The sequence below is a fragment of the Amnibacterium flavum genome (genome assembly GCF_003097495.1).
Classification (GTDB): Bacteria; Actinomycetota; Actinomycetes; order Actinomycetales; family Microbacteriaceae; genus Naasia; species Naasia flava.
In genome coordinates this window covers 330,883-352,967 of sequence record NZ_QEOP01000001.1, presented here as the reverse complement: position 1 = coordinate 352,967, position 22,085 = coordinate 330,883, and the positions used below count along the sequence as shown (strand labels likewise).

General features: G+C 67.8%; 24 protein-coding genes. 14 read left to right on the top strand and 10 right to left on the bottom strand.

The annotated features are described in order from the left end of the window. Nucleotides 1–14 precede the first annotated feature (14 nt). Nucleotides 15–1,259, bottom strand: coding sequence for a DUF418 domain-containing protein (locus DDQ50_RS01685; protein ID WP_116755001.1), 1,245 nt, complete (start codon nucleotides 1,257–1,259; stop codon nucleotides 15–17). Nucleotides 1,260–1,710: 451 nt separating this feature from the next. Between DDQ50_RS01685 and DDQ50_RS01680 the strand changes: the two genes are divergently transcribed. Continuing rightward, on the top strand, nucleotides 1,711–2,145 hold the full coding sequence (locus tag DDQ50_RS01680) for an Hsp20/alpha crystallin family protein (RefSeq protein ID WP_116755000.1): 435 nt from the start codon (nucleotides 1,711–1,713) through the stop codon (nucleotides 2,143–2,145). An 87-nt stretch (nucleotides 2,146–2,232) separates the two neighbouring features. Here DDQ50_RS01680 and DDQ50_RS01675 read toward each other — a convergent pair whose 3' ends face one another. From DDQ50_RS01675 to DDQ50_RS01660, 4 genes are all read right to left on the bottom strand, one after another. Next, on the bottom strand, nucleotides 2,233–3,069 hold the full coding sequence (locus tag DDQ50_RS01675; protein ID WP_116754999.1) for an ABC transporter permease: 837 nt from the start codon (nucleotides 3,067–3,069) through the stop codon (nucleotides 2,233–2,235). Then, nucleotides 3,066–4,028, bottom strand: a complete 963-nt coding sequence (locus tag DDQ50_RS01670) for an ATP-binding cassette domain-containing protein (RefSeq protein WP_116754998.1) — start codon at nucleotides 4,026–4,028, stop codon at nucleotides 3,066–3,068. The genes DDQ50_RS01675 and DDQ50_RS01670 overlap by 4 nt, the downstream gene beginning before the upstream one ends. A 33-nt stretch (nucleotides 4,029–4,061) precedes the next feature. Continuing rightward, nucleotides 4,062–4,907, bottom strand: a complete 846-nt coding sequence (locus DDQ50_RS01665; protein WP_116754997.1) for a DUF4097 family beta strand repeat-containing protein — start codon at nucleotides 4,905–4,907, stop codon at nucleotides 4,062–4,064. 75 nt (nucleotides 4,908–4,982) lie between these two features. Further along, nucleotides 4,983–5,471 (bottom strand): toxin-antitoxin system HicB family antitoxin, encoded by a 489-nt coding sequence (locus DDQ50_RS01660; protein WP_116754996.1) that lies wholly within the window; start codon nucleotides 5,469–5,471, stop codon nucleotides 4,983–4,985. 123 nt (nucleotides 5,472–5,594) lie between these two features. Here DDQ50_RS01660 and DDQ50_RS01655 point away from each other — a divergent pair, with 123 nt between their 5' ends. The 3 genes from DDQ50_RS01655 to DDQ50_RS01645 all read left to right on the top strand — a co-directional run bounded on the left by DDQ50_RS01655 (nucleotide 5,595) and on the right by DDQ50_RS01645 (nucleotide 8,038). Further along, on the top strand, nucleotides 5,595–5,948 hold the full coding sequence (locus tag DDQ50_RS01655) for a VOC family protein (protein WP_116754995.1): 354 nt from the start codon (nucleotides 5,595–5,597) through the stop codon (nucleotides 5,946–5,948). Nucleotides 5,949–6,049: 101 nt separating this feature from the next. Beyond that, nucleotides 6,050–7,456: an MFS transporter gene (locus DDQ50_RS01650; RefSeq protein ID WP_377940280.1), complete on the top strand. Its 1,407-nt coding sequence runs from the start codon at nucleotides 6,050–6,052 to the stop codon at nucleotides 7,454–7,456. Nucleotides 7,457–7,459: 3 nt separating this feature from the next. Further along, complete coding sequence (locus DDQ50_RS01645) at nucleotides 7,460–8,038, top strand: alpha/beta fold hydrolase (protein ID WP_116754993.1); 579 nt, start codon at nucleotides 7,460–7,462, stop codon at nucleotides 8,036–8,038. 34 nt (nucleotides 8,039–8,072) lie between these two features. Here DDQ50_RS01645 and DDQ50_RS01640 read toward each other — a convergent pair whose 3' ends face one another. Further along, nucleotides 8,073–8,414 carry a winged helix-turn-helix transcriptional regulator gene (locus DDQ50_RS01640; protein WP_116754992.1) on the bottom strand — a complete coding sequence of 114 codons (342 nt, stop codon included), beginning with the start codon at nucleotides 8,412–8,414 and terminating at the stop codon, nucleotides 8,073–8,075. A gap of 79 nt (nucleotides 8,415–8,493) precedes the next feature. Between DDQ50_RS01640 and DDQ50_RS01635 the strand changes: the two genes are divergently transcribed. Continuing rightward, nucleotides 8,494–9,144, top strand: coding sequence for an FMN-dependent NADH-azoreductase (locus DDQ50_RS01635; RefSeq protein WP_116754991.1), 651 nt, complete (start codon nucleotides 8,494–8,496; stop codon nucleotides 9,142–9,144). A gap of 173 nt (nucleotides 9,145–9,317) precedes the next feature. Beyond that, nucleotides 9,318–10,253 carry a patatin-like phospholipase family protein gene (locus DDQ50_RS01630; RefSeq protein WP_116754990.1) on the top strand — a complete coding sequence of 312 codons (936 nt, stop codon included), beginning with the start codon at nucleotides 9,318–9,320 and terminating at the stop codon, nucleotides 10,251–10,253. Between the two features lie 105 nt (nucleotides 10,254–10,358). Here the strand turns inward: DDQ50_RS01630 and DDQ50_RS01625 are convergent, their stop codons facing one another. Genes DDQ50_RS01625 through DDQ50_RS01615 form a run of 3 tightly spaced genes read right to left on the bottom strand, consistent with a single transcriptional unit; the run spans nucleotide 10,359 to nucleotide 13,126 of the window. After that, the gene (locus tag DDQ50_RS01625; protein WP_116754989.1) at nucleotides 10,359–10,991 is read right to left on the bottom strand and encodes a transaldolase family protein; all 633 of its coding nucleotides are present in this window, start codon (nucleotides 10,989–10,991) and stop codon (nucleotides 10,359–10,361) included. A 9-nt stretch (nucleotides 10,992–11,000) separates the two neighbouring features. Next, nucleotides 11,001–12,458: a xylulokinase gene (gene xylB / locus DDQ50_RS01620; protein ID WP_165829656.1), complete on the bottom strand. Its 1,458-nt coding sequence runs from the start codon at nucleotides 12,456–12,458 to the stop codon at nucleotides 11,001–11,003. After that, nucleotides 12,446–13,126: an SIS domain-containing protein gene (locus DDQ50_RS01615; protein ID WP_165829655.1), complete on the bottom strand. Its 681-nt coding sequence runs from the start codon at nucleotides 13,124–13,126 to the stop codon at nucleotides 12,446–12,448. The genes xylB and DDQ50_RS01615 overlap by 13 nt, the downstream gene beginning before the upstream one ends. A 123-nt stretch (nucleotides 13,127–13,249) precedes the next feature. Here DDQ50_RS01615 and DDQ50_RS01610 point away from each other — a divergent pair, with 123 nt between their 5' ends. From DDQ50_RS01610 to DDQ50_RS01585, 6 genes are all read left to right on the top strand, one after another. Then, nucleotides 13,250–14,203, top strand: coding sequence for a sugar-binding transcriptional regulator (locus DDQ50_RS01610; protein ID WP_165829654.1), 954 nt, complete (start codon nucleotides 13,250–13,252; stop codon nucleotides 14,201–14,203). A 1-nt stretch (nucleotide 14,204) separates the two neighbouring features. Beyond that, entirely contained in the window at nucleotides 14,205–14,813 is a 609-nt protein-coding gene (locus DDQ50_RS01605; RefSeq protein WP_165829653.1) for a beta/alpha barrel domain-containing protein, read from the top strand. 217 nt (nucleotides 14,814–15,030) lie between these two features. Further along, the gene (locus tag DDQ50_RS01600) at nucleotides 15,031–16,035 is read left to right on the top strand and encodes an ABC transporter permease (protein ID WP_116754985.1); all 1,005 of its coding nucleotides are present in this window, start codon (nucleotides 15,031–15,033) and stop codon (nucleotides 16,033–16,035) included. Between the two features lie 88 nt (nucleotides 16,036–16,123). Beyond that, the gene (locus tag DDQ50_RS01595; protein WP_116754984.1) at nucleotides 16,124–17,128 is read left to right on the top strand and encodes a substrate-binding domain-containing protein; all 1,005 of its coding nucleotides are present in this window, start codon (nucleotides 16,124–16,126) and stop codon (nucleotides 17,126–17,128) included. Between the two features lies 1 nt (nucleotide 17,129). Continuing rightward, a complete protein-coding gene (locus DDQ50_RS01590; RefSeq protein ID WP_116754983.1) occupies nucleotides 17,130–18,656 on the top strand; it encodes a sugar ABC transporter ATP-binding protein in 1,527 nt (508 codons plus the stop codon). A 41-nt stretch (nucleotides 18,657–18,697) separates the two neighbouring features. Further along, nucleotides 18,698–19,327, top strand: a complete 630-nt coding sequence (locus DDQ50_RS01585) for a KpsF/GutQ family sugar-phosphate isomerase (RefSeq protein ID WP_205663548.1) — start codon at nucleotides 18,698–18,700, stop codon at nucleotides 19,325–19,327. Between the two features lie 53 nt (nucleotides 19,328–19,380). Here DDQ50_RS01585 and DDQ50_RS01580 read toward each other — a convergent pair whose 3' ends face one another. Beyond that, complete coding sequence (locus DDQ50_RS01580; RefSeq protein ID WP_116754982.1) at nucleotides 19,381–20,169, bottom strand: IclR family transcriptional regulator; 789 nt, start codon at nucleotides 20,167–20,169, stop codon at nucleotides 19,381–19,383. A gap of 128 nt (nucleotides 20,170–20,297) precedes the next feature. Here DDQ50_RS01580 and DDQ50_RS01575 point away from each other — a divergent pair, with 128 nt between their 5' ends. Together DDQ50_RS01575 and DDQ50_RS01570 are read left to right on the top strand one after the other, a co-directional pair. Then, the gene (locus DDQ50_RS01575) at nucleotides 20,298–21,233 is read left to right on the top strand and encodes a VOC family protein (RefSeq protein ID WP_116754981.1); all 936 of its coding nucleotides are present in this window, start codon (nucleotides 20,298–20,300) and stop codon (nucleotides 21,231–21,233) included. Between the two features lies 1 nt (nucleotide 21,234). Beyond that, a complete protein-coding gene (locus DDQ50_RS01570) occupies nucleotides 21,235–22,053 on the top strand; it encodes a fumarylacetoacetate hydrolase family protein (RefSeq protein ID WP_116754980.1) in 819 nt (272 codons plus the stop codon). Nucleotides 22,054–22,085 lie beyond the last annotated feature (32 nt).

The window sequence follows — 22,085 nt, the reverse complement described above, 5'->3', positions numbered from 1 at the left end:
CACGCTCGCTTCGCTCAGCGGGCGGGGGTGCGGCGGGTGCGCAGAGGGCGGGCGGCGAAGCGGCCCACGGCGGTGACGACCGTCTCGAACGGCCCGCGCACCTTGATCAGGGCGAACAGTGTGCCGAGCAGCAGCGCGACGACGACATGCGCGAGCCACAGCACAGGACCGGAGTCGTACTCGTAGGGCACCACCCCGCTCGGTGAGGTCATCGCGACGACCTCGGGCACGATCGCCGTCAACGTGACGTGGACCGAATAGACGGTGAGCGGGATGGCGCCCGCGCCGGCGATCGGCAGCAGGATCCGCTGCACGGCTCGCGACGGATCGGGCAGCAGAGCAAGCAGAACGCCGATGACGAACGCGGCGATCCCGGCGGTCAGCAGCAGATCGGGCGTGGTGCCGGTGTGGGGGATCGCAGCGAAGAACCACCACGGGCTGCCGGGCAGGGGCGCCCCTTCCCCCGAGCCGGTCAGCAGCACGTCGACGATCGCCGGGCCGTCATTGAGGTACCCCGCCGCGAGCGCCTCCCGCCCTCCGAACACGTCGAGGGCGAGCGCGCTGACGATGGCACCGAGCGCTGCAGAGGCCGCACCGAGCCCAGCGATTTTCAGCCCCAGGGTCCGCCGTGCCGCCGCCCCGGATGCGCGAAGCAGCGCGCGCCCGATGAGCAGGCCGACGATCCCGTAGACGATCCAGGTCAGCGCCGGATAGATGCCGGTGACGGCGAGGCCTCGGAGCAGTGCGATCGGATCGGCGAGGTCGAGCCAGTCGGGAGTGCCCACCTCGTACTCGATGCCCAGCGAATGCCGGACGGCCACGTTGACGGGCGGACCGACGAGAGCCGAGATCGCCGCGACCACGATCAGCCAGCGGTCGCGGAGGCCGACCACGAGGGCCATCACCCAGAACAGCACCCCGTAGTACGCGATGATGACGAAGACGTTGGTGCTGAGCACCCCGAGCGTGAGGCCGATCGCGAGCAACGCGGCTCCGCGCCCGACGAGCATCCGACGCGCGCGGCCGGGCTGGCCATCGGCGAGGAACCGACGGGTGACTAAAGCTATGCCGACTCCGGCGAGCACGGCGAACAGCGCGGCCGCTCGCCCGGCGACCAGCTCTCCGATGAGGGTGTGGCTGCCGTCCTCGTTGCGATTCCAGGTGTGGGCGGCGAACATTCCGGCCAACGCGATGAACCGGGCGATGTCGATCGCGATGACGCGCCCGGTGCCCGCGCGGTCAGCCGTGGGCGCCGTCATGGAGACACGCTACCCAGACATGCGGGCGATGGGTCGCCCTGCGGACGAATGCAGGGGCGGCGATCAGGCTGCGGTGCGCTATCTCGGACGGCGAGGACGGTGGCCCACGACGGAAGCTGCTTCGATGAATCCGCCTCGAGCCCGGAGGCCGCCGTGTCAGCCACGCCGCGCGTCTTCGCCCGGTCGCAACGAGGGGCGACCGCCGAACTCGAGCTGCTCGCACATTCTGCACCCGGACGGCTGCGATCGGAGGGGCTTGAATTCGAGGCCGTCAGGGCGTAGTGAGCGTTACACCCGTAGTTCTCGAGGAACACGGAGCGGGGCAACACCCGGTCCGGTTCTGGGCAATTCTTCAGCTGACCCGCATTGGCACTCGGGTGCCTAGAGTGCTAACTTGCTGGCATTGAGCCGGTTTGGCTCAACTCTCAGAACCGGAAGGAGATTGATACTCATGGCAATGACATTCGACCCTTTCAGCGAGCTGGATCGCGTCGCCGCGTCGCTCCTCCAGCCGCATTCGGGGCCCCGCGTCATGCCGGTCGACCTCTATCGTGATGCCGACCGATACGTACTGAACGCGGACCTGCCGGGCGTGGACCCTGGTTCGGTCGACGTCGATGTCGACGGGCAGCTGCTCACCATTCGGGCGCAGCGCACCGCCGGATCCGTGAGCGGAGCCAAGTGGCTCGCGCAAGAACGCCCTGCGGGGTCCTACCTGCGTCAGTTCAGCATCGGCGAGGGCGTCGACACCGCCGGCATCTCGGCGAGCTACGACAACGGGGTGCTGAGCGTCATCGTCCCCGTGAGCGAGCGTGCGAAGCCGCGCAAGATCCACGTCCAGAACCAGGCGTCGAACGACCAGGACCAGAAGACGCTCGCGAGCTGATCGATAAGAGGCCCTGCGCTCGACGGGCGCGGGGCTGCGGATCCGCTCCTCCACCTGACTTCCCGTCCGGCGGAGGAGCGGCTCCCGTCAGCGCACCGATTTGCGCTCGTAGATCGCCGTCGACCAGATGTATCCGACCAGCACGAACAGCACAGCCCAGCCGATCGCGAGCGCCGGGTTCCAGCCGAGGGGAGTCCCGAGCAGCAGGCCGCGGATCGTCTCGATGAACGGCGTGAACGGCTGATACCGGGCGAACTCCTGCAGGCCCGCAGGCATCGAGTCGGTCGGCACGAAGCCACTGCCGAGCAGAGGCAGGAACGTCAGGATGAGCGGCAGGTTGCTCGCCGTCTCGACCGACTTCGCCTGGATGCCCATCGCGAGGCCGATCCAGCTGATCGCGAAGGCGATCAGTGCGACGACTCCTGCGGCGGCGAGCCACTCCAGCGGCCCGGCCGTGGGGCGGAACCCGATCAGCAGTCCCACCGCGAGGACGAGGGCCACGGCGATGATCCCCTGGATCGTGTTCCCCAGCACGTGCCCGGCGAGCACCGACGCGCGCGAGATCGCCATGGTGCGGAACCGGGCCGTGATGCCCTCGGTCATGTCCATCGAGATGGTGATCGCGATTCCCCCCGCCGTGCCGGCGATCGTGATCGCGAGGATCCCGGGAAGGACGTAGGCGATGTACGCCTCACGGCCGCCCTCCGGATCGACCCCGGGCAGGCCCGCACCCAGAGTGCCGCCGAAGACGAAGACCACGAGCAGCAGCGCGACGACCGGCCCGATGATCGTGAACAGCGAGAGTCCGGGGTAGCGGATCATGTGCAGCAGGTTGCGCCGCAGCATGGTGACGGCATCGGCGACGACATGGGACCGTCGGCGCGATGGAGCGACCGGCGGACGGCTCGCGGTAAGGGCGGTCATGATTCGGATCCCTTCGTGTCGGTCAGTCCCGGGCGCTCCGTCTTGCCGGTGAGGGCGAAGAAGACGTCGTCGAGGTCGGGAGTGTGGATGCTGAGGTCGACGACCTCGATCTGCGGCGTGGCGAGGGTGTCGAGGACCGCCCGCAGGGCGTCGACGCTGCCATCGCTCGGAACGGTGAGGGTGAGCGCGGAATCGTCGCGGGCCGACCCGGCGAGGAGATGCGCGGCGGAGTCGAGGGCGGAGTCGTCCGCGAACCGCAGCCGGAGATGCCCGCCGGGCACGAGCCGTTTGAGCTCGTCGGGGGTTCCGTCCGCAACGATGCGGCCTCCGTCGAGTACGGCGATCCGGTCGGCGAGTTCGTCGGCCTCTTCGAGGTACTGCGTCGTGAGCAGCACTGTCGTGCCCTCGGCGACGAGGTCGCGCACGATGTCCCACATGGTGTGCCGACTGCGCGGGTCGAGGCCCGTCGTCGGCTCGTCGAGGAAGATCACGCTCGGTGTCGACACCAGGGTCATCGCGAGATCGAGACGACGCCGCATCCCACCCGAGTAGGTCGCGAGCGGCTTGCGGGCCGCCTCCACGAGGTCGAACTGCTCGAGCAGCTCGGCCACCCGCGTCTTGGACCGGGCGGCTCCGAGGTGGCGGAGGCGAGCCATCAGCAGCAGGTTCTCCTCGCCGGTGAGCAGCCCGTCGACCGCGGAGAACTGACCGGTGAGGCCGATCGAAGCGCGAACGGTGTCGGGGTCGCGGACGACATCGGCGCCGTCGACCGACGCCGTTCCGCCATCCGGGCGCAAGAGGGTGCTGAGGATGTGCACCGTCGTGGTCTTGCCGGCGCCGTTCGGGCCGAGAAGAGCGGTGATCGTTCCGGCGGGGACCACGAGGTCGACACCGTCGAGCACGACCTTGTCGCCGTACGACTTGCGCAGTCCGCTGACCGCGATGGCGGGAGTTGCCATGACCGTTGCTGTCTCTCTATCGGGATGGCCGGGTCAGGCCGCGCGCTGGATGAGGACGTCGCCGAACTGGGTGCGGGCGCGCACGGCGACCGTCTGCTCCGTCGACTCGGGTCCGCGATCGGCGTCGAGCTCGTTGCGCACCCGCCCGGATTTCGAGGAGACGTCGAGCCACGCGGGCACGCCCGGCCTCACGCCGATGGTGACCTGGCCGAACCCGCTCTCGACCTCGATGGAGCCGCCCGACACCTCGCGCAGCTGAATGCTGCCGTAGGCGGTCTTGGCTGTCACCGAGCCGAGCGCGGTGGTGATGTCGAGGTCGCCGTAGGAGAGCTTCGCCTCGATGTCGCCTCCGGACTCGCCGACCTGGACGGAGCCGTGCGAGGCCTTGAGGATCGCATCGCCGGTCACCTTCCCGATCCGGATCTGACCGTGGTCAGCCGTGACCTCGACGGCGCCCTGAGCTGTGCCGACCGCGGCGCTCCCGTGCCCCGCGCGGAGCCAGAGGTCGCCGGTGCGGTCGAGGTCGACGGACCCCAACGCGGCCTTGATGCGCGTGGCGCCCAGTCGGCCGGTGGTCTGTACTCCTCCGACCGAGATTTCGGCGGTGAGGCGGGACCCGGCGGGCAGCTCGACGAGCACGTCGATGGACTCGGAGGGACCGATCCACGACGCCCGCGGCTTGGGTCCCGTGACGGTGAGACGCCGGCCGTCGAAGTCGACGCTGGTCTCCTCGGCTCCCCGGCGATCGGAAGTCTTGCCGGGGTCGGTGGGTGACACCGTGACCACCGTGTCGGCGCGCTCGCCGGCGATGATCCGGATGCTGCCGACGGGCAGCTTGATCGCGACGTCGATCGGGGTGGGGGTTTCGTAGGTGGGCATGCTGACGCCTCCCTTTCTCTGGGCGTGACTGGCGGGCCCCGCGGCGCGCGGAGCTCGTGAAAGTGATGTGTGCGGTTAGCGGGCCCACCCGGCGAAGCTGTCGCCGGTCTTCAGGGAGCGCTGGGCGGATCTGCGTTGGCGGGGTTGGAGTGCGGTCGCGATCGCACGGACCAGCCATGCGTTCACGGACAGGCCGTCTGCGGCGGCTGCCTCGTCGACTCTCGCCTTGAGGGCATCGGGAAGGCGGAGTGTGGTGCGCGACGTGCTGGCCTCGTCGATGTCGATCGGTGCGGCGGGCAGGTCGTCGGTCTCGGTATCGGCGGTCGGCGCTGTCACGACGAACTCGATCTCTCGCCCCCTCAGTCGGAGGTCGACCGAACCGGGCGCGAGGTCGCGAGTGATCTCACCCGCCGCGGCGGAGAGCGCATCGAGCAGCACCAGACGCGTTGCGGCGTCGAGTGCTGCGGTCAGTCGTTCGGCGGCGGCGCGGGTGTCTTCCGCGCCGTTCGCTGCGGCGTCGACCAGCTGCTGCTGGAGGTCGCCGACATAAGGTCCGAGATCCATGCCACCAATATGACACCACTATGGTGTCACGTCAAGCGCAAGTGGTGTCACGTTCGGAACGGATGCATTCGACGAGCTGGCGGCCCCTGGCCGGCACGCATCTGTACGTGCGACGCTACGGAAATGGAACGCGTACTCGGCATCGGCGGCTACTTCCTCCGCGCATCGGACCCGGCGGCGCTCACCGCCTGGTACCGCGACAACCTCGGACTCGACTCCGACCACTACGGCATGTGGCAGCAGTCCGCCGGACCGACGGTGTTCGCGGCTTTCGAGCCGGACAGCGACTACTTCGGCTCGTCGACGCAGCAGACGATGCTCAACTTCCGGGTGCGGGACCTTGACGCGATGCTCGAGCAGCTGCGCGCGGTCGGCGCAGATGTAGCGGACGAGATCCAGGACATGGAGGGCGTCGGCCGTTTCGGCTGGGTGACCGATCCCGAGGGCAACCGGATCGAGCTCTGGCAGCCCGCCTGATCGCTACCGCGGGTCGAACTCGCGCGCGTTGCCCCTGTCTTCCCCCGAGCTTGATGTGTACAGTGTGCACATTAGGATTGATGCCGAGGTGGGGGCGACGCGTGACCGATTCGACACCGATCGCAGCTGACGCCGACAGAGCTCAGCTGAACCGCCGCAACCTGCGCACCTTCAGGCAGGTGCTGATCAATACGGCGGTCGCGAATCTCACGACGAGCTTCCTCTGGTTCGGGCTCACCTTCTGGGCGTACATCGAGACTCAGTCGGTGCTCGCAACCGGGATCGTGGGCGGCACCTACATGCTGTTCGTCGCCTTCTTCGGCATCCTCTTCGGCTCGATCGTCGACCGCCACCGCAAGCACCTGGTGCTCGTCCTCTCCAGCAGTGTCACCCTCGGCTCCTTTCTCGTCGCAGGAGTCATCTACCTCGCGGCACCCGAGGGCGACCTCTCCGATCTGGGCAAGCCGTGGTTCTGGTTCTTCGCCGGGATCATCCTGTTCGGCTCCGTCATCGAGAACATGCGCAACATCGTCCTCTCGACGTCGGTCACGCTTCTGGTGCCCGAGGAGCGGCACGCCAACGCGAACGGTCTGGTCGGCACGGTCCAGGGTGTCGCGTTCATCGTGACAAGCGTCTTCTCCGGGCTCGCGATCGGTTTCATCGGGATGGGGGGCACGCTGCTCATCGCGATCGTGTTCACCGGGTTAGCCTTCGCGCACCTCGCCTTCATCCGCATTCCCGAGGAGGAACGTCGAGACGCCGATGGCGAGCGCCCGCCGACGTTCGATGTCGCGGGAAGCATCCGCGCCGTGCGAGCGGTCCCCGCTCTGTTCGCGCTGATCATCTTCTCTATGTTCAACAACCTCATCGGGGGCGTCTACATGGCGCTTATGGACCCGTACGGCCTGGAGCTCTTCCCCGTGCAGATCTGGGGCACCGTGCTCGGCGTCGCCTCCACCGGGTTCATCGTCGGAGGGCTCCTGGTCGCGAAGTTCGGGCTCGGGCGCAACCCGATCCGCACCATGCTCATCCTCGTCATCGTGATGGGTGTGCTCGGCAGCTTGTTCACGATCCGCGAGTTGTGGTGGATCTACGCCATCGGGATCTTCCTGTACCTCGTGACCATCCCCGCTGTGGAGGCGGCGGAGCAGACCGTCATTCAACGCGTCGTGCCCTACGAGAAGCAGGGCCGGGTGTTCGGGTTCGCGCAGGCGTTCGAGTCCGCGGCGGCACCGGTCACGTCGTTCCTCATCGCGCCGATCGCCCAGTTCGGAGTCATCCCCCTGCTCGACTCGGACGAGGGGCAGCGCACCTGGGGTTGGCTGCTGGGTGAAGGGGACGCCCGGGGCATCGCGCTGGTGTTCTTCTTCGCCGGCATCGCGATGGTCCTCATCGCGTTGGCCGCATTCATGAGCAAGCCGTACCGCATGCTCTCGCAGGAATACCTCCGGGATTCGGATCAGGAGCCGCCTGCTTCGACTGCGCGACTCCAGCCGGCGGAGGGCTGATCGGTGCCCTCCGAACCGGGCATCGTCGAAGTCGTGTTCATCCAGGGCGCCGGCGCCGGTGCGCATGACGAGGACGCGGTTCTCGCCGCGAGCCTCGCGGAACACCTCGGCGCCGGGTTCGCCGTGCGATATCCGGTGATGCCGAACGAGGAGGACCCCGACGGCGACGCGTGGAGGCGGACCATCTCCGAGACGCTGGCGTCGGGCGGTGGGCCCGCCGTCCTCGTCGGTCATTCGGCCGGTGGATTCCAATTGCTCGCTCACCTGGCCGCGGAAGAGGTCGAGCGATCGGTGGTCGCGGTCTGCCTCATCGCTGTGCCGTTCCCGGGCGGCGACGCCGACTGGACATTAGACGGATTCGACCTGCCGCCCCGCGTAGCCGAAGCTCTGCCGACCGAAGCCGCCGTATTCCTCTACGCCAGTCGGGACGACGACATCGTGCCCTTCGCCCACCGAGACCTCTATGCGGCGGCGATCCCGGGTTCGGTGACTCGAACCGTCGCCGGCGGACACCAGCTCGGCGATGATCTCCGCGCTGTCGCCGACGACATCAAAGGTGTGATGGCAGCCCGACGCGATTGACGCAGCTGCGGGACGAAGCGGTCGTGATTGCCGGTTACTCGGCGCCGGGGCGGCGCATGTTCTTGCGCGCCCATTCGCCGATCTGATCGAGCAGCGGGGTGAGCTCGGCACCCCCTGGCGTCAGCTCGTAGGACACCGAGACCGGCGGCCCCTCGGTCACCGTGCGCCGGACGAGCCCCGCCTCGGCCAGTTCGCCGAGGCGCTCGGACAGGACGGTGTCGCTGATCCCGCCGATGGCACGGCGCAGGACGACGAAGGACGCGGGACCCTGCTCGAGCGCGCCGACGATGACGCCGTTCCAGCGCTTTCCGAGGATCGAGAAGGCCAGCGTGATGGCCGCATTGCACGAGCGATGCTCCTGCGCGACGTCGACCATGACGAAGAATCTACCATGCTAGGTTTTTCAGTGTTACTTTGTTTTCCGTAGCGACTGCTCATCACGTAGTGGAGGATTCATGAAGCTGTTCCGTCTCGATGCCAGCATCCGCGTAGAGGGCTCGCAGAGCCGAGCCCTGGGCGATGTCGTAGAAGCCGAGTGGCTGCGGGAGGACCCGGGGGCCGAGATCATCCGCCGTCACGTCGGAACCGAGCCGGTCCCCGCGACGGCATGGGCCAGTGCGGTGGCGGGCGGGGCGACCCCTGAGGGCGCTCGCACCCCGGCGCAGCGCGCGGCGATGGCGCTCGCCGCAGCCGATGTCGATGCTCTCGAGCAGGCCGACGCGCTCCTGTTCGCCGTGCCGCTCTACAACTTCGGCGTCTCGCAGCACTTCAAGACCTGGGTCGACCTCATGATCACCGATCCGCGCATGGCACCCGGAGCGCCCTCGGTGATCGCCGGCAAGCCGACCGTGCTCGCGACCGTCCTCGGAGGCAACTACTCGCCGGGCACGCCCCGCGCCGGCTGGGATCACTCCACCGACTGGATGAAGCGCGTGATCGCCGACGTCTGGGGTGCCGACCTCCGCGTGGTGAAGCGTGAGTTCACTCTGGTGGGAGTCAACCCGGCCCTCGACCAGTTCACGGACATGGCCAAGGAGCTGCATGAGGCCGCCGAGGTGACCGCGCGCGAGCACGGCCGCTTCCTGGCCTCGAAGATCGCCGTCTGATCTCTCTGGTGGTGGACCCGGCGGCGTGTTAGCGTCGCGACGATCGTGATCGAGAGGAGGTGAGACCCATGAGCGCAGTATCCGCAGTGGGCGCTCCCTCGCAGTCCACGATCGCGCGGCTGAACTAGTCGCCGCCGGGAGTGCCCTTTCCGCATCACGCGAAAGGCACTCCGATGGACACCTACTCGACTTCAGACCTGCAATTCACTCCGGCCAATCCGTTCGGGTTGCCCCACCCTCCTGCCCGCGCCGGCCGGGCTCTGGTCCTCGGTGGCGGGGGAGCCGCCGGGAACGCCTGGCTGATCGGAGTCCTCGCCGGTCTCGCCGACGCCGGCCTCGACGTGACCGGCGCCGACCTGACCGTCGGAACCTCGGCGGGCGCGACGGCTGCGGCGCAGCTCGCCGGTGCGGATGCGACCCGGCTCTTCTCGGAACTCCTCGCCGCCCCGCCGCCGTCGACGCGGGCGAGACCCGACGGCACCGGGCCCGGAACCGATCATCTGCGTCGACTGACCGAGGTGATCGCATCATCTGCGGATGCTGCTGATCTCCGGCGACGGATGGGCGAGATGGCGCTCGAGGTGACAGCGGCGTCGGATATCACCGACCGATGGCGGGCTGCCGTGGAGGCCCGGTTCTCCGCTCGCGAGTGGCCGGACCGCCGCGTGCTCCTCACGGCGGTCGACGCCCGCACGGGCGAACCGGTCGTGTTCGACGGGAATTCGGGCGTGGGACTGGTGGACGCCGTCGCCGCGAGCACGGCCGGCGGCGGTTTCGCCTACCGCATCGGCGAACACTTCTACATCGACGGCGGCTATCGGCGGTCGAGTGAGAATGCCGACCTGGCGGCCGGATCCGAGCGCGTGCTCGTGCTGTCGCCCCTGGGCGGTCGGGTGCTCACTCCGGTGGAGTGGGGCACGCCGCTCGCGACCCAGCTCGAAGAGCTCCGCGCGGGCGGCAGTCGCGTCGAGACGATCCTGCCGGACGGTGCCTCGCTCGCGGCATTCGGCGACAACATGACGGCACTGTCCGCTCGCATCCCTGCGGCCCGAGCCGGCTACGAGCAGGGCCGGGCCGCCGCCGGCCGCATAGGCGAGTTCTGGCAGTGACGTCGTGGTCCCATGTCTCGGCATCGGAGCGCGAGTACAACATGTCGCGTAGAGCGGCTGGACACTGCGCCGATCGTCTGCGCCCGCGGAGGGGACGCCACGGACCTAACGGGCGACGGCCTCGAACTCCTCCGCTGCGGCCCCCGTCAGCTCGTCGTCGAGGAGCGAGCTCGCGAGCGCCGGAGAGATCGTGGCGTCGTGGGAGCCCGCCTCCATTGCGGACTGCAACATCTCGACCGTGCTCAGGCTGGCTGCCAGGATGCGCGGCCCCGTCTCGGATCCGAGCTCTCGCAGACCGCGTACCAGAGCGGTACCGTCTCGTCCGGCTTCCCCGGATCGGCGAACGTAGGGCGCGATGAACTGCGCTGAGACGGCCGACGCGAGCAGCATCTGGGTCGGGTGGTAGACGGCGGTGATGAGCACCTCGCGTCCGGCGTCGGTCAGTTCCTTCGCCACGGTCAGGCCCGCAGTGTTGCAGACGAGCTTGATCACGACGCGGTCTCCGAGAGCCGCCACCCTGTCCGCCGACGCGCGGACATCGGCGATCGTTCGGCCTGTCGCCTGGGCGAAGAATCGGGCCCCGTCGAATCCGGCGACCCAGTCGGCGAGGGCGGGGAGGTCCGTTGCGGTCAAGCCCGCCCGATGCAGGATGAGCGGATTGGTCGTGACCCCCGAGAAGATCCCTGTCTCGAGAAGGGGCGTGAGTGCGGTGCGATCCGCGCTGTCGAGATAAAGCATTGCTGTCTCCTAGAAGGTTCGACCGTCGGCTTGGAGGTCCGAGAGCGCGAGATAGCGATCCCAGACGTCGTTGCGATCTGCGGTGGGCGAGGTGGTTGTTGTGATGGGGGGAGACCATGACCGACTGAGCTCATCGACGGTCTCCCCTCGGACTACGGCGGCAGCCTGAATGGCGGCCCCGCGCGCGGTGCCTTCGGGCGCTTCCACCGTGTTGACCGGTCGACCGGTGAGGTCGGCGAGTACCTGACGGTAGGCGAGTGATCGCGCGCCTCCGCCGACTGCGATCGTGCGTCCGGTCACCTCGATGCCGTGCGAGGTGAGGAGGCGTTCGCCGCGCACCAATCCGAGCGCCACGCCTTCGAAAGCGGAGAGGGCTATCTGTTCGCGACTCATCGACGACGTCAGGCCCGCCAGCATGCCTCGTGCCGCAGGACGACGCGGTGAACGCTCGCCATCCAGATAGGCGGCCAGCACAGGGCGGTCGGCGTCGAGCGGTGCAGCGAGGGCGAGACGTGCCAGTTCGGTGTGGTCGACACCGAGCAGGCGCGCCATGGCATCGGTGACCTTGGTCGAGTTGAGCGAGCAGACGAGGGGAAGGAATCCGCCGGTCACATTGGCGACCCCGTCGATGCTTCCCGTCGGGTCGTGAATCGAACGCGGTGTCGTCGCGAACGCGACCCCCGACGTACCGAGGCTGTAGCCGATGTCGCCCTCGCGGAGTCCGATCCCCTGGGCGGCGAGGTGCTGATCGCCGCCGCCCGCGCTGACGACCGCCCCGGCGTCGATGCCCAGGATCGCCGCAGCTTCGGCGGTGATACGGCCCGCACGGTCATTCGGACCGAGAACGTCGGGGAGAAGCGCCGACCAGTCGCGATCGGCGATCATCTCGTTGAGGATGTCGGTGCGCCAACGATTGTCGTGCGCCGAGAAGTATCCCGTTCCCGAGGCGTCCGAGCGGTCGGTGACGTGCAGTCCGGTCAGGCGGAATGTGAGCCAGTCATGGGGGACCGCCAGGTGCCGCACCCGAGCGAAGTTCTCCGGCTCGATGTCGCGCATCCAGGCCAACTTGGAGATCGTCAGCGCTGCAGACGGGGCGAGGCCGATCTCATTCGTCCACCATGAGGTGGTGCGCGCCTCGAGCAGCGCGGCTGCCTGAGGGGCAGATGTCGTGTCGTTCCACAGTTTGGCGGGGCGGATCACCTGCCGCGAGGAATCGAGTGCGACCAGGCCGTGGCATTGGGCTCCGATGCTGACGCCGACCACCCGCACATCGAGGTCGCGCAGCGCGGAGCGCACTGCGGTCACGAGAGCATCCCACCAGGCTTGCGGGTCCTGCTCGCTGACGGGCGGTGTGGTCGGCGGATGCGGCGCGCGCCCCGTCGAGATCAGTTCGCCCGAGACCAGATCTCTGACCTCGGCTGTGCACGACTGGGTCGAGCTGTCGACGCCGACGACTACTTCTCGCACGGGACCGGCTCCTCTCCGCCCCGGGGTGCGACCCAGGCGCGAGGTCGTTCGAGAGGCGGCAGGTCCTCCGGCAGATCCTCGATCTTCCCCACAGCCCCCGCGGGATGGGTGCTCATGAACTCTTTCCAGGTGTAGCCGCGTGTTCTCATCAGGACCTCGGCCAAGGCATCGCCCCAGGCAGCCTGGGCGATCGTGATACCCGTTGCGATCACCCCACCGAGCTCCGTCGCGCTGTCGACGGAGACGGCGACGCTGTGATCGGCCTCTCGGGCGAGCGGTGTCGCGTGGCTCCCGCTGAGCGCGATGACCCTGGCTCCTCTGCTCCGAGCGATCCGCGCAGCCTGGAGGACCTCGTCGGACGCACCGCCCTTCGAGATCATGAGCACCACGTCGTCGGCGGTGATCGCACCCGACGCGCCGTGAAGGCTGTCCATCGGGGAGAAGGAGACGGCGGGAGTGCCCGTCACGGAGAAGATGTGCGCCATCCGCCTCGCCACCGTGCCAGAGGTCCCCGAACCACCGATGAAGACTTTGCCCGACGAGCTGAGGATGAGGGACACGGCGTCGACGAACGATGCGTCCAGTTGCGGCAGCAGATCGGTGATCGCCGTCGCCTCGAGCGCCAGGCGTTCGCGCGCCACCTTCAGGATGTCGTCCTCGACCGTCACTTCAGTCCTCTCGGGCACGCTCACATGTGCATCGTGGGTGTACGTTTGAGCGTACACGCGCAAGGCGGGTCCATCAATCACGTGGAGAACGCAATGGAATCGAGGTCCGGATACTCTGCTCGAATGAGCACTCCGGAAGCCGGCGGCACCGAAGGGCGCGCGCTCCTCGCCGCCGTCGCGCGGGCCTACTACATCGATGATCTGTCGCGCGTCGAGATCGCCGATATGTTCGGCGTCTCCCGGTTCAAGGTCTCGCGGTTGCTCGCACGTGCTCGGGACGAGGGTGTCGTCACCATCGAGATCAACGACGGCGGCCTGCCCGATGCCGTCCTCGGCGAACGCCTGAGGGAGGCGCTCGGACTCGCCTCATGCGAAGTCGTTCGCTCGCACGGCGACGGAGATAGCATGCGGTCGCAGGTCGGTGCTGCCGCGGCCGCGAGCCTGAGCGGCACGCTCTCGCCCGACGAGGTGGTGGGGGTTTCGTGGGGGCGCACCCTCAACGCGACGACCTCGGCCCTCCGCTATCTGCCGCCGCTGACCATCGTCCAGCTGACCGGCTTCGTCGCGGGTGATCTGGCCTCGTCTCCGATCGAGGTGGCCCGCCGTGTCTCGGACAGGTCGGGTGGGAATGTCTTCCCGATCTTCGCGCCCCTCTTCGTGCAGGACGTCGGCACCGCCCAGTCCCTTCGCGATCATCCCGACATCCGAGCTGCGCTCGATCTCTTTCCGCGGGTGACGACGGCGCTGCTCTCCGTCGGAGCATGGGAGCCGTCGGATACCCAGGTGCGAGAAGTCCTCTCGAAAGATGATCTCGACGTGGCCGTGCGCGGGGGATGCGTCGCTGATATCGCCGGAATCCTCGTCAAAGCCGACGGGACCCCCGTCGAATCCGATCTCGAATCTCGCAGCATCGGCATCACCTACGAGCAGCTCCGCGCGGTTCCCCGGGTGGTCGCCGTTGCGGGCGGCCCGGCGAAAGCGGCGGCGATCATCGCAGTCGCGCGAGCGGGCCTGATCACCGAACTGGTCGCCGATCATTCGCTCGCCGGCGCAGTCCTCGCTGCTCTCGATGCTTGAGGTGGCTGGATCGCTCTGGTCGGTCGAGGAATCGGAGCGGGCTGAGATGGCGTCCGAGCTTGCGCGAGCGGGGCTCCGTCGCCTGCACTGGGACATGTCCGACGGCGTCTTCGCCGCACCCGGCGGTTTCGATGCGAAGACGGCCGAACGGCTCGCGATGGCGGCGGGCCTGCGGAACGAGGCGCATCTCATGGCGGTCGACCCGCGCCGTGAGGTCGACGCCTGGACCGATTTCTGCGACCGCGTCTTCGTGCACGTCGAGGCAGAGGGATGGGAAGCGGCCGTCGATCGTGTGGTCGCGCGGGGCAGCGAGCCGGGTCTGGCCGTCTCGCCCGGCACGGCCGTCGACGGGCTGCCCGACGGCGTGAGCATTCTCTGCATGACGATCGTGCCGGGGCAGGCGGGGTCTGCTTTCTCCGACCCGCTGCTGGCGAAAGCCGTCCGACTCGCCGCCGACGGCACGCGCAGCGTCGGCATCGACGGTGGAGTTCAGACGGCTCACGCGGCTCGGGCCGAAGAAGCGGGAATCGGGTGGGTCGTGGTCGGCACCGACCTCATCGCGCCCGGTGGACTCGCTCGCTGGGCCCCGCGGCTCGCGCCGGCGATCTGAGCGACGCCCGATCGGGCCCAGCCCGTATCCCGGAGCTGATCGCTCCCGAGTGCATTTGCGCGGCTCTTGCCTGCGCAAACGAGCGCAAGAACCTGCTCACACGCGCGCCGGGCTTGCAAAAGCGTCAATAGGCGACCTAGTATCCATCTCAGATGGGCGGCATCTCCGCTCAAATGAGCAGTGGCGCTGAAGGTCACTCGGCAAGGAGGACGAGAAAATGCGACGACGCATTCCGAACGAAGTCGGCATCGCGGCGGTGGTGCTGCTCGTGGCGGCGGTCCTCAGCATCATCTCGCCGAACTTCCGCACCCTCGAGAACGCTCAAGTGCTACTTCTCAACGGTGCGGTGATCGCCTTCCTCGCGCTCGGCCAGACCTTCGTGCTCCTCACCGGAGGCATCGACCTGTCGACGGGTTCGAACATCGCCCTCACCGGCATGGTCGCCGCTCTGACGACCCTCGTTGCGCCGTGGTGGGTGGCGGTCCTCGCCGCCCTCGCCGTCGGCATCCTCGTCGGAGTCGTGAACGGCAGCCTCATCTACTACCTCAAACTGCCGCCCTTCATCGTCACGTTCGCCACGTTCGGGGTCGCCGCGAGCATCCCGCTCATCCTCACCGGCGCCAGCTCCGTCAACGTCGGCGACCGCTTCTTCGCCATCATCGGCCGCAGCTCGGTATTCGGGATCCCGATGCCGGTCCTCCTCGTCGCTGTCGCGGCGATCGCGTTCTCGATCCTGCTGCGCTTCACCGCGACCGGCGTGCACGTCTACGCGGTCGGCGGCAACGCCGAGACGAGCCGCCTCGCGGGGGTTCGGAGCGGCAGGGTGATCGTGCTGGCCTACGCCCTCAGCGGGGTGTGCGCCGCAATGGGCGGACTCATCGTGACCAGCCGACTCATGGTGGGCTACCCGAGTGCCGGATCGGGCAACGAACTCTTCTACTCGATCGCGGCCGCGGTCGTGGGTGGAGTCAGCCTGTTCGGCGGAATCGGCTCCATCGGCGGCGCTCTTCTCGGCGCCGTACTCATCGCCACGGTCTCCAACGGGATGAACGTCGTCGGCGTCCAAAGCTACTGGCAGCCCCTGGTCATCGGCGTCATCATCCTCGTCGGCGTCGTCCTCGACACTCATCGACGAAGCCTCTCGCTCGGGTCGCTCTTCAAGCACTTCGGCAAGGGCACAGCAGTGGATGCCGCCCCCCGCCAGGGCGCCCCCACCGCCTGAACACGTGGAGGCGGGATCGAGCCGCCCACCTCCGTTCCCTTCATCCGGCTCACCTGCTATCACCAACACCGATCAAGAGGAGTTCCCCATGCAAAGACGCATCGCACTGCTGTCGACTGCAGCAGCGGTCGCCCTGCTGCTGTCCGGCTGCAGCGGCGCCATCGACACAGGAGTCAGCGACGGCGGCGGCTCGACCGCAGCCTCCGGCGAGATCCCGCGTCCCGACTCGTGTGACGATGACACGCCTTACATCGCCGTCGCACTGCCCAACCTCACCAACCCGTACTACGTGGCCATGAAGGCGGGCTTCGAGGAGCAGGGCAAGACCCAGGGCTTCAACGTCGAGGTGCAGATCGCCAACGACGACGACGCCCAGCAGCTGTCCCAGGTCCAGTCGATGCTGCAGAAGAAGCCGTGCGCGCTGGCCCTCAACGCCGTGAAGTCCGAGCCGGCAGCGGCGATCGTCAAGGCCGCGAACGATGCGGGCGTCCCCGTCTTCACCGTGAACGTCACCGTCTCGCCTGACGCCCTCGAAGCGCAGGGCGCCAGCGTCGTGCAGTACCTCGGTGCGGATAACTCCGCGGGTGGTACCCAGATGGCGGAGCAGGTGCTCGCCGACCTCGGAGCCGACGCCGACCTGAAGATCGGCTTCGTCACCGAACCCGACGAGGTGCCGACCGTCCAGCGCGACGAAGGCTTCGAGAAGGGCATCGCGAGCGACGCGAACGCCTCGGTTGTCGCGAAGGTCGACGGCAATGTGAAGCCCGACGACAGCCTCGCCGCCACCACCGAGATGCTGAGCGGAAACCCTGACATCAACGTCATCTTCGCCAGCACCGGACCCGCGACCTTCGGTGCGCTGCAGGCGATCGGCGGCAACAGCAACGTGAAGCTCTACGGATTCTGCGCCTCCGAGGAGCCGCTGACCGAGCAGTACGCAGGCTGCGTCGCACAGGAGCCCCAGTCCTACGGCAGCCAGGTCATCGACCAGATCCGCGACTGGGTCGACGGAGGAACCCCGGAGCCCGAGATCCTTCTCTCGCTCAAGCTGTTCACCACCGGCGACACCCCCGCACCGGGCGAGGTGGGCTGAGATGACGACGGCGACGGACTCGCTCGAGACCCGCGGGCTCGAGGCACAAGACATCGTCATGAGCTATTCGGGCGTGACCGTGCTCAAGGGCGTGTCCGTCGCCGTCCGCCCCGGCGAGGTCGTCGGCCTCGTGGGGCACAACGGGGCAGGCAAGTCGACCTTGATGCGCATCATCTCGGGCGCGGCCAAGCCGGATTCGGGTGCCATCACGATCGGAGGACGGCCGGAGACGCTCGGTTCTCCGATCGACGCGCTTCGATCGGGGATCGTCACGGTCTACCAGGAGCTCTCCCTGCTTAGCAACCTGACGGTTGCGCAGAACGTCTTCCTCGGTAACGAGCAGGTCAAACGACGCGTGCTCGACAAAGATGCGATGCGCGAGACGACTCGGGCGTTGACGAAGCGATTCGGCCTCGACGTCGACCCCGACAGCAAGGTCGGCGATCATCCCGTCGCGACGCGGCAGCTGCTCGAGATCGCGGTTGCGACGCACCGGAACGCCAGGTTCCTGCTGCTGGACGAGCCCACCACGAGTCTCGAAGGCAAGCAGGTCGACCAGTTCCTCGAGATCGTCCGCTCGCTTGCGGCGGACGGGATCGGCATCATCCTCGTCGACCACAAACTCGAGGAGCTCTACGCGGTCGCGACCCGCGTGGTCGCGCTCGTCGACGGCGAGGTGCGCATCGACGCCAATGTCGCCGACGTCAGTCGAGAGGACGTGGTGGCGGCGATCGCGGGGGAGGAAGCCGTCGAGTTCTTCGCCGGTGCGACTCGATCCGCCCGCGAGGCCGACCCCGACGTACCCGTCACCGTGCGGATCGAAGGCCTCTCGACCGACCGACTCAGCCGGGTCGACCTTTCGGCCCGCGCGGGACGAGTGCTCGGAATCTACGGCCTGGTCGGTTCGGGACGCACCGAACTGCTGCGCACTCTCGTCGGTCTCGATTCAGTTCGGGCGGGCACCGTGTCGCTGTTCGACAAGGCCTATTCGCCCCGCGATCCGGACGCAGCTCGCCGGGCGGGGGTGGTCTACCTGACCGAGGAGCGGAAGATCGACGGAATCGTCCCCCAGCTCGATTCCGCCGTCAACGCCATGCTCCCCGTGCTCCGATCGGCATACCGCGGCGGGTTCCTCAACCGGAGCAAACTCAAGCACGAGGCTGACCGCTGGATGGATCAGTTGAAGGTCCGCGGCGATCGCTCCGGGCCTGTCGCCAGCCTCTCGGGCGGCAATCAGCAGAAGGTGCTTCTCGCTCGCGCGCTCGCCCAGCAGCCGAGGGTCCTTCTTCTCGACGAACCGACGAAGGGCGTCGACCTCGGAGTGAAGGCCGACATCCACAAGATGATCCGTCGTCTTGCTCACGAGGACGGCTTGACCGTCATCCTCGTCTCGAGCGAGGAGGAGGAGATCTGCGACGTCTCCGACGACGTGATCGTGATGAGCAACGGCAGTACTGACGGTGCGCTGCTCGCTCCTGAAGCGCTGACCCCGGCGGCCCTGCGTCACGCAGCGTGGGACGCGGCATGACCGGTTCGGAACCGTCCGCCCCGACAACTGGAGGTAGCTCCGTGGACTCACCAGCCCTTGCTGCGGCACGCGAGGTCGTGCTCACCGAGGCAGCAGCGGTCGCGGCCGTCGCCGCGCAGCTCGATGACACCTTCGACGACGTGGTCGAGGAGATGCTGGCCTGCGAGGGCAAGGTCTTCGTCACCGGCTCCGGAACCTCGGGCGCCGTCGCGCGCCGGATGGCGCACCTCCTGTCGGTGTGCGGCACGCCGTCCGCCTACATCAACGCGATGGATGCCCTCCACGGCACCATGGGCGTCTTGACCGCCGCAGACCTCTTGGTGTCCATCTCGCGCGGTGGTGAGTCCGGCGAGATCAACGATCTCTCGACCCGCGCCCAGAAGCGGGGCGTGAAGGTCATCGCCGTCACCGCCGAGCCCCGGTCAGCCCTCGGTGAGTTGGCCGACATCACCGTCGTCCTGCGAACGGATGAGGCCGGTGATCCCGGCGGTGTCATCGCCATGGGCAGCACACTCGTCACCGCGGTCTGGGGCGACGCGCTGGCCAACGTGCTCATGAGGCGCCGCGATTACGGCTTCGACAAGGTCCTCGACATCCACCCCGCCGGAGCAGTCGGCCTCACGACGCAGACGCCCGATTCCCTGGCAGCGATCGCTGGCTCGTCCGCCTGATTCCGGTGACGTCGAACTATCGGTCGCCGCCGTAAGTGCAGTGACGTCACCTCTCAGCTGCCGTATGAGCTGAGGCCGGCCGTCACAGATGCGCTCGCAGCGAGGAGCGTGTCGACGATGCGGGGCACCGTGGCCGCATCGATCCGCGTCTGCAGGCCCACGACGCTAAGAGCACCGACTACCTGCCCTTCTCCGTCGTAGACGGGCACCCCGATTCCCATTCCCTCCGGATCCACTTCGCCGCGGGTGACGACGTATCCGTCGCGGCGGACCTGATCCAGCCGATCGAGCAGCCGGTCGACGTCCGTGACCGTCGACTCCGAGATGTGGGGGAGCGGCTGGCGCTCGAGCAGTTCGCGGAGCGCTGAGCCGGTCATCCACGCGATGCAGGCGAGCGCCGAGGCGCCGGCGTTCACGGCCATCTGGCCTCCGCGCCGATAGGACAGGCGCACGAACTGGGTGGGCGAATCCTCCTGTTCAAGGCAGAGGATCGAGTCGCCGACGAGCTTCGTGAGAAGGACGGTCTGGCCGAACTCCGTGGCGATCCGCCGCATCTCGGGCAGGGCGAGATCGGGGAGGTTGTTCCGTCCCTGGGCGACCTGCGCGAGCTCGAGGATCTTGGCGCCCAGCCGGAATCCGCCCTCGGGGCTCTCCTCGAGGTAGGAGGCCGAGACGAGTGTCTGCAGGTAGCGGTATGCCGTCGAGCGGGCGACGCCGAGGCCCGCCGCGACGTCTCTGGCAGAGATCTGCCGTCGCTGGTGGGAGAACATCTCGAGGATCGAGAGCGCGCGATCGGCAGTGCTGTTGCCTTCCCTCGGCGGCGCCGCCAGATCGTTCGTCACGTGACGAGCATACGGCGTGCGATCCGCGACGCGAAAGATGTGTCCTGAATAACGGGATTGACAGTCCTGCTAAACGAGACATACAGTTTCGACTGTCAGGACACGGTAGTCCTGAAAAGGAGGAACCAATGTCGGTGACCACGAACCGGGTAGTGCTGCAGCAGGGCGAATACGCAGGAACCCTGCGCAAGACGTCGGTGTCCCACATCGGCCTCCGCGTGCCCGACGTCGATGCCTCGGTCCACTTCTACGGCCGCGTCCTCGGTCTGGTGCTCCAGGGGGATCTCGACGGCGGTGGCGCCCGACTCGGTTGGGGCGCCGGACACCACGTGCTCGACCTCATCCCGGGCGAGACGGGCATCGATCACTACGCCTTCGAGGTCCGCGACGACGACGGGCTCGTGGGCATCCGCTCCCGTCTCGAGGCGGCAGGTCACGCCGTCGCCAATCTGGACACCTCCTACCTCGACGGCTCCGTCGGCGTCGGATCCGGCATCAGTGTCTCGGACCCCGACGGCACCACCGTGCACTTCCACTCGCCGATCTGGCGACAGGGGGAGAACGTGGCCGACACCGGCCGGCGCCCCGTGAAGTTCCAGCACACGACGGTCGGCACCGCCGCCGTGCAGCCCATGGTCGACTTCTTCGCCAGCACGGTCGGCTTCCGTCTCAGCGACCAGCTCGAGGACGGCCGCTTCTGCTGGCTGCGCAGCGACAAGGACCACCACACGCTCGCGGTCGTCAACGTGGAGCGCACGGGTGTGCTCGACCACTACTCCTACGACCTCTCCGAGTGGGAGGACTTCAAGACCTGGTGCGATCGACTCACCGAGCTCGACGTCAAAGTGCAGTGGGGCCCCGGCCGGCATGGGCCGGGCAACAACCTCTTCGTCTTCTTCGACGACCCCGCCGGAAACCACATCGAGCTGTCGGCCGAGATGGAGAAGTTCTACGACGACGCGGTCCACTACTCGACGCGGCGTTGGCTGCCCGTGCCGGCGAGCGTCAACCTCTGGGGCGGTCAGACCCCCACCTGGCGCAAGACGAGCGAGGGCACGGTCTGAGATGCCCTACCTCAGCTACGTCCGCGACGGCGAGCCGCACATCGGAGCCATCACCGCGGACGGCATCGACGAGTTCGAGGGGATCTCAGCGCTGACACCCGACCACGATCTCGATCATCTGACGAGAGCGCTGCACGGATCTCGGATCGATCGGGCCTCGACCTCGCCTCTGCCGGCCAGTCCGCGCGCGCAGAAGATCCTCTGCGTCGGACTCAACTACGACGAGCACATCCTCGAGACCGGACGGGAGAAGCCCACGTACCCCGTCTTCTTCGCCAAGTTCGCCTCCAACCTGATCGCCGACGGCGACCCGATCCTGCTCCCGCGCGAATCCGACCAGGTCGACTTCGAGGGAGAGCTCGCTGTGATCGTCGGCCGACGGGGTCGACGCATCTCCGAACAGGATGCGCTGGAGCACGTGCTCGGCTACTCGGTCGCCAACGACGTCACGATGCGGGACTTCCAGTACAAGACCCACCAGTGGATCCAGGGCAAGGCGTGGGATCGCTCCACCCCGCTCGGCGACGTGATCGTGCCGCCCGCGGAGATCGACCTGAACCGGGCGGGCATCCGCACCTACTTCAACGACCAGCTGGTGCAGCAGTCCGATCTCTCGCACCTCATCTTCTCGATCCCGCGTCTCATCGCCGAGATCTCCACCTTCACCGAGCTGAACGCCGGCGACGTCATCCTCACCGGAACCCCCGGCGGCGTCGGATTCCGTCGCGACCCGCAGCTCTTCATCCGCGACGGGGACGAGCTCCGCGTCGAGATCGACGGCATCGGCAGCATCGCCAACCGAGCGCAACTCGAACCCTGACACCTCACCGAACCCCAACCACAGTAAGGACA

Excerpts from the sequence above, each read along its gene's own strand:
- DDQ50_RS01685 (WP_116755001.1), bottom strand. The coding sequence starts at position 1,259 with ATGACGGCGCCCACGGCTGACCGCGCGGGCACCGGGCGCGTCATCGCG.
- DDQ50_RS01680 (WP_116755000.1), top strand. The coding sequence starts at position 1,711 with ATGGCAATGACATTCGACCCTTTCAGCGAGCTGGATCGCGTCGCCGCG.
- DDQ50_RS01675 (WP_116754999.1), bottom strand. The coding sequence starts at position 3,069 with ATGACCGCCCTTACCGCGAGCCGTCCGCCGGTCGCTCCATCGCGCCGA.
- DDQ50_RS01670 (WP_116754998.1), bottom strand. The coding sequence starts at position 4,028 with ATGGCAACTCCCGCCATCGCGGTCAGCGGACTGCGCAAGTCGTACGGC.
- DDQ50_RS01665 (WP_116754997.1), bottom strand. The coding sequence starts at position 4,907 with ATGCCCACCTACGAAACCCCCACCCCGATCGACGTCGCGATCAAGCTG.
- DDQ50_RS01660 (WP_116754996.1), bottom strand. The coding sequence starts at position 5,471 with ATGGATCTCGGACCTTATGTCGGCGACCTCCAGCAGCAGCTGGTCGAC.
- DDQ50_RS01655 (WP_116754995.1), top strand. The coding sequence starts at position 5,595 with ATGGAACGCGTACTCGGCATCGGCGGCTACTTCCTCCGCGCATCGGAC.
- DDQ50_RS01640 (WP_116754992.1), bottom strand. The coding sequence starts at position 8,414 with ATGGTCGACGTCGCGCAGGAGCATCGCTCGTGCAATGCGGCCATCACG.
- DDQ50_RS01635 (WP_116754991.1), top strand. The coding sequence starts at position 8,494 with ATGAAGCTGTTCCGTCTCGATGCCAGCATCCGCGTAGAGGGCTCGCAG.
- DDQ50_RS01630 (WP_116754990.1), top strand. The coding sequence starts at position 9,318 with ATGGACACCTACTCGACTTCAGACCTGCAATTCACTCCGGCCAATCCG.
- DDQ50_RS01625 (WP_116754989.1), bottom strand. The coding sequence starts at position 10,991 with ATGCTTTATCTCGACAGCGCGGATCGCACCGCACTCACGCCCCTTCTC.
- DDQ50_RS01610 (WP_165829654.1), top strand. The coding sequence starts at position 13,250 with ATGAGCACTCCGGAAGCCGGCGGCACCGAAGGGCGCGCGCTCCTCGCC.
- DDQ50_RS01600 (WP_116754985.1), top strand. The coding sequence starts at position 15,031 with ATGCGACGACGCATTCCGAACGAAGTCGGCATCGCGGCGGTGGTGCTG.
- DDQ50_RS01595 (WP_116754984.1), top strand. The coding sequence starts at position 16,124 with ATGCAAAGACGCATCGCACTGCTGTCGACTGCAGCAGCGGTCGCCCTG.
- DDQ50_RS01590 (WP_116754983.1), top strand. The coding sequence starts at position 17,130 with ATGACGACGGCGACGGACTCGCTCGAGACCCGCGGGCTCGAGGCACAA.
- DDQ50_RS01575 (WP_116754981.1), top strand. The coding sequence starts at position 20,298 with ATGTCGGTGACCACGAACCGGGTAGTGCTGCAGCAGGGCGAATACGCA.
- DDQ50_RS01570 (WP_116754980.1), top strand. The coding sequence starts at position 21,235 with ATGCCCTACCTCAGCTACGTCCGCGACGGCGAGCCGCACATCGGAGCC.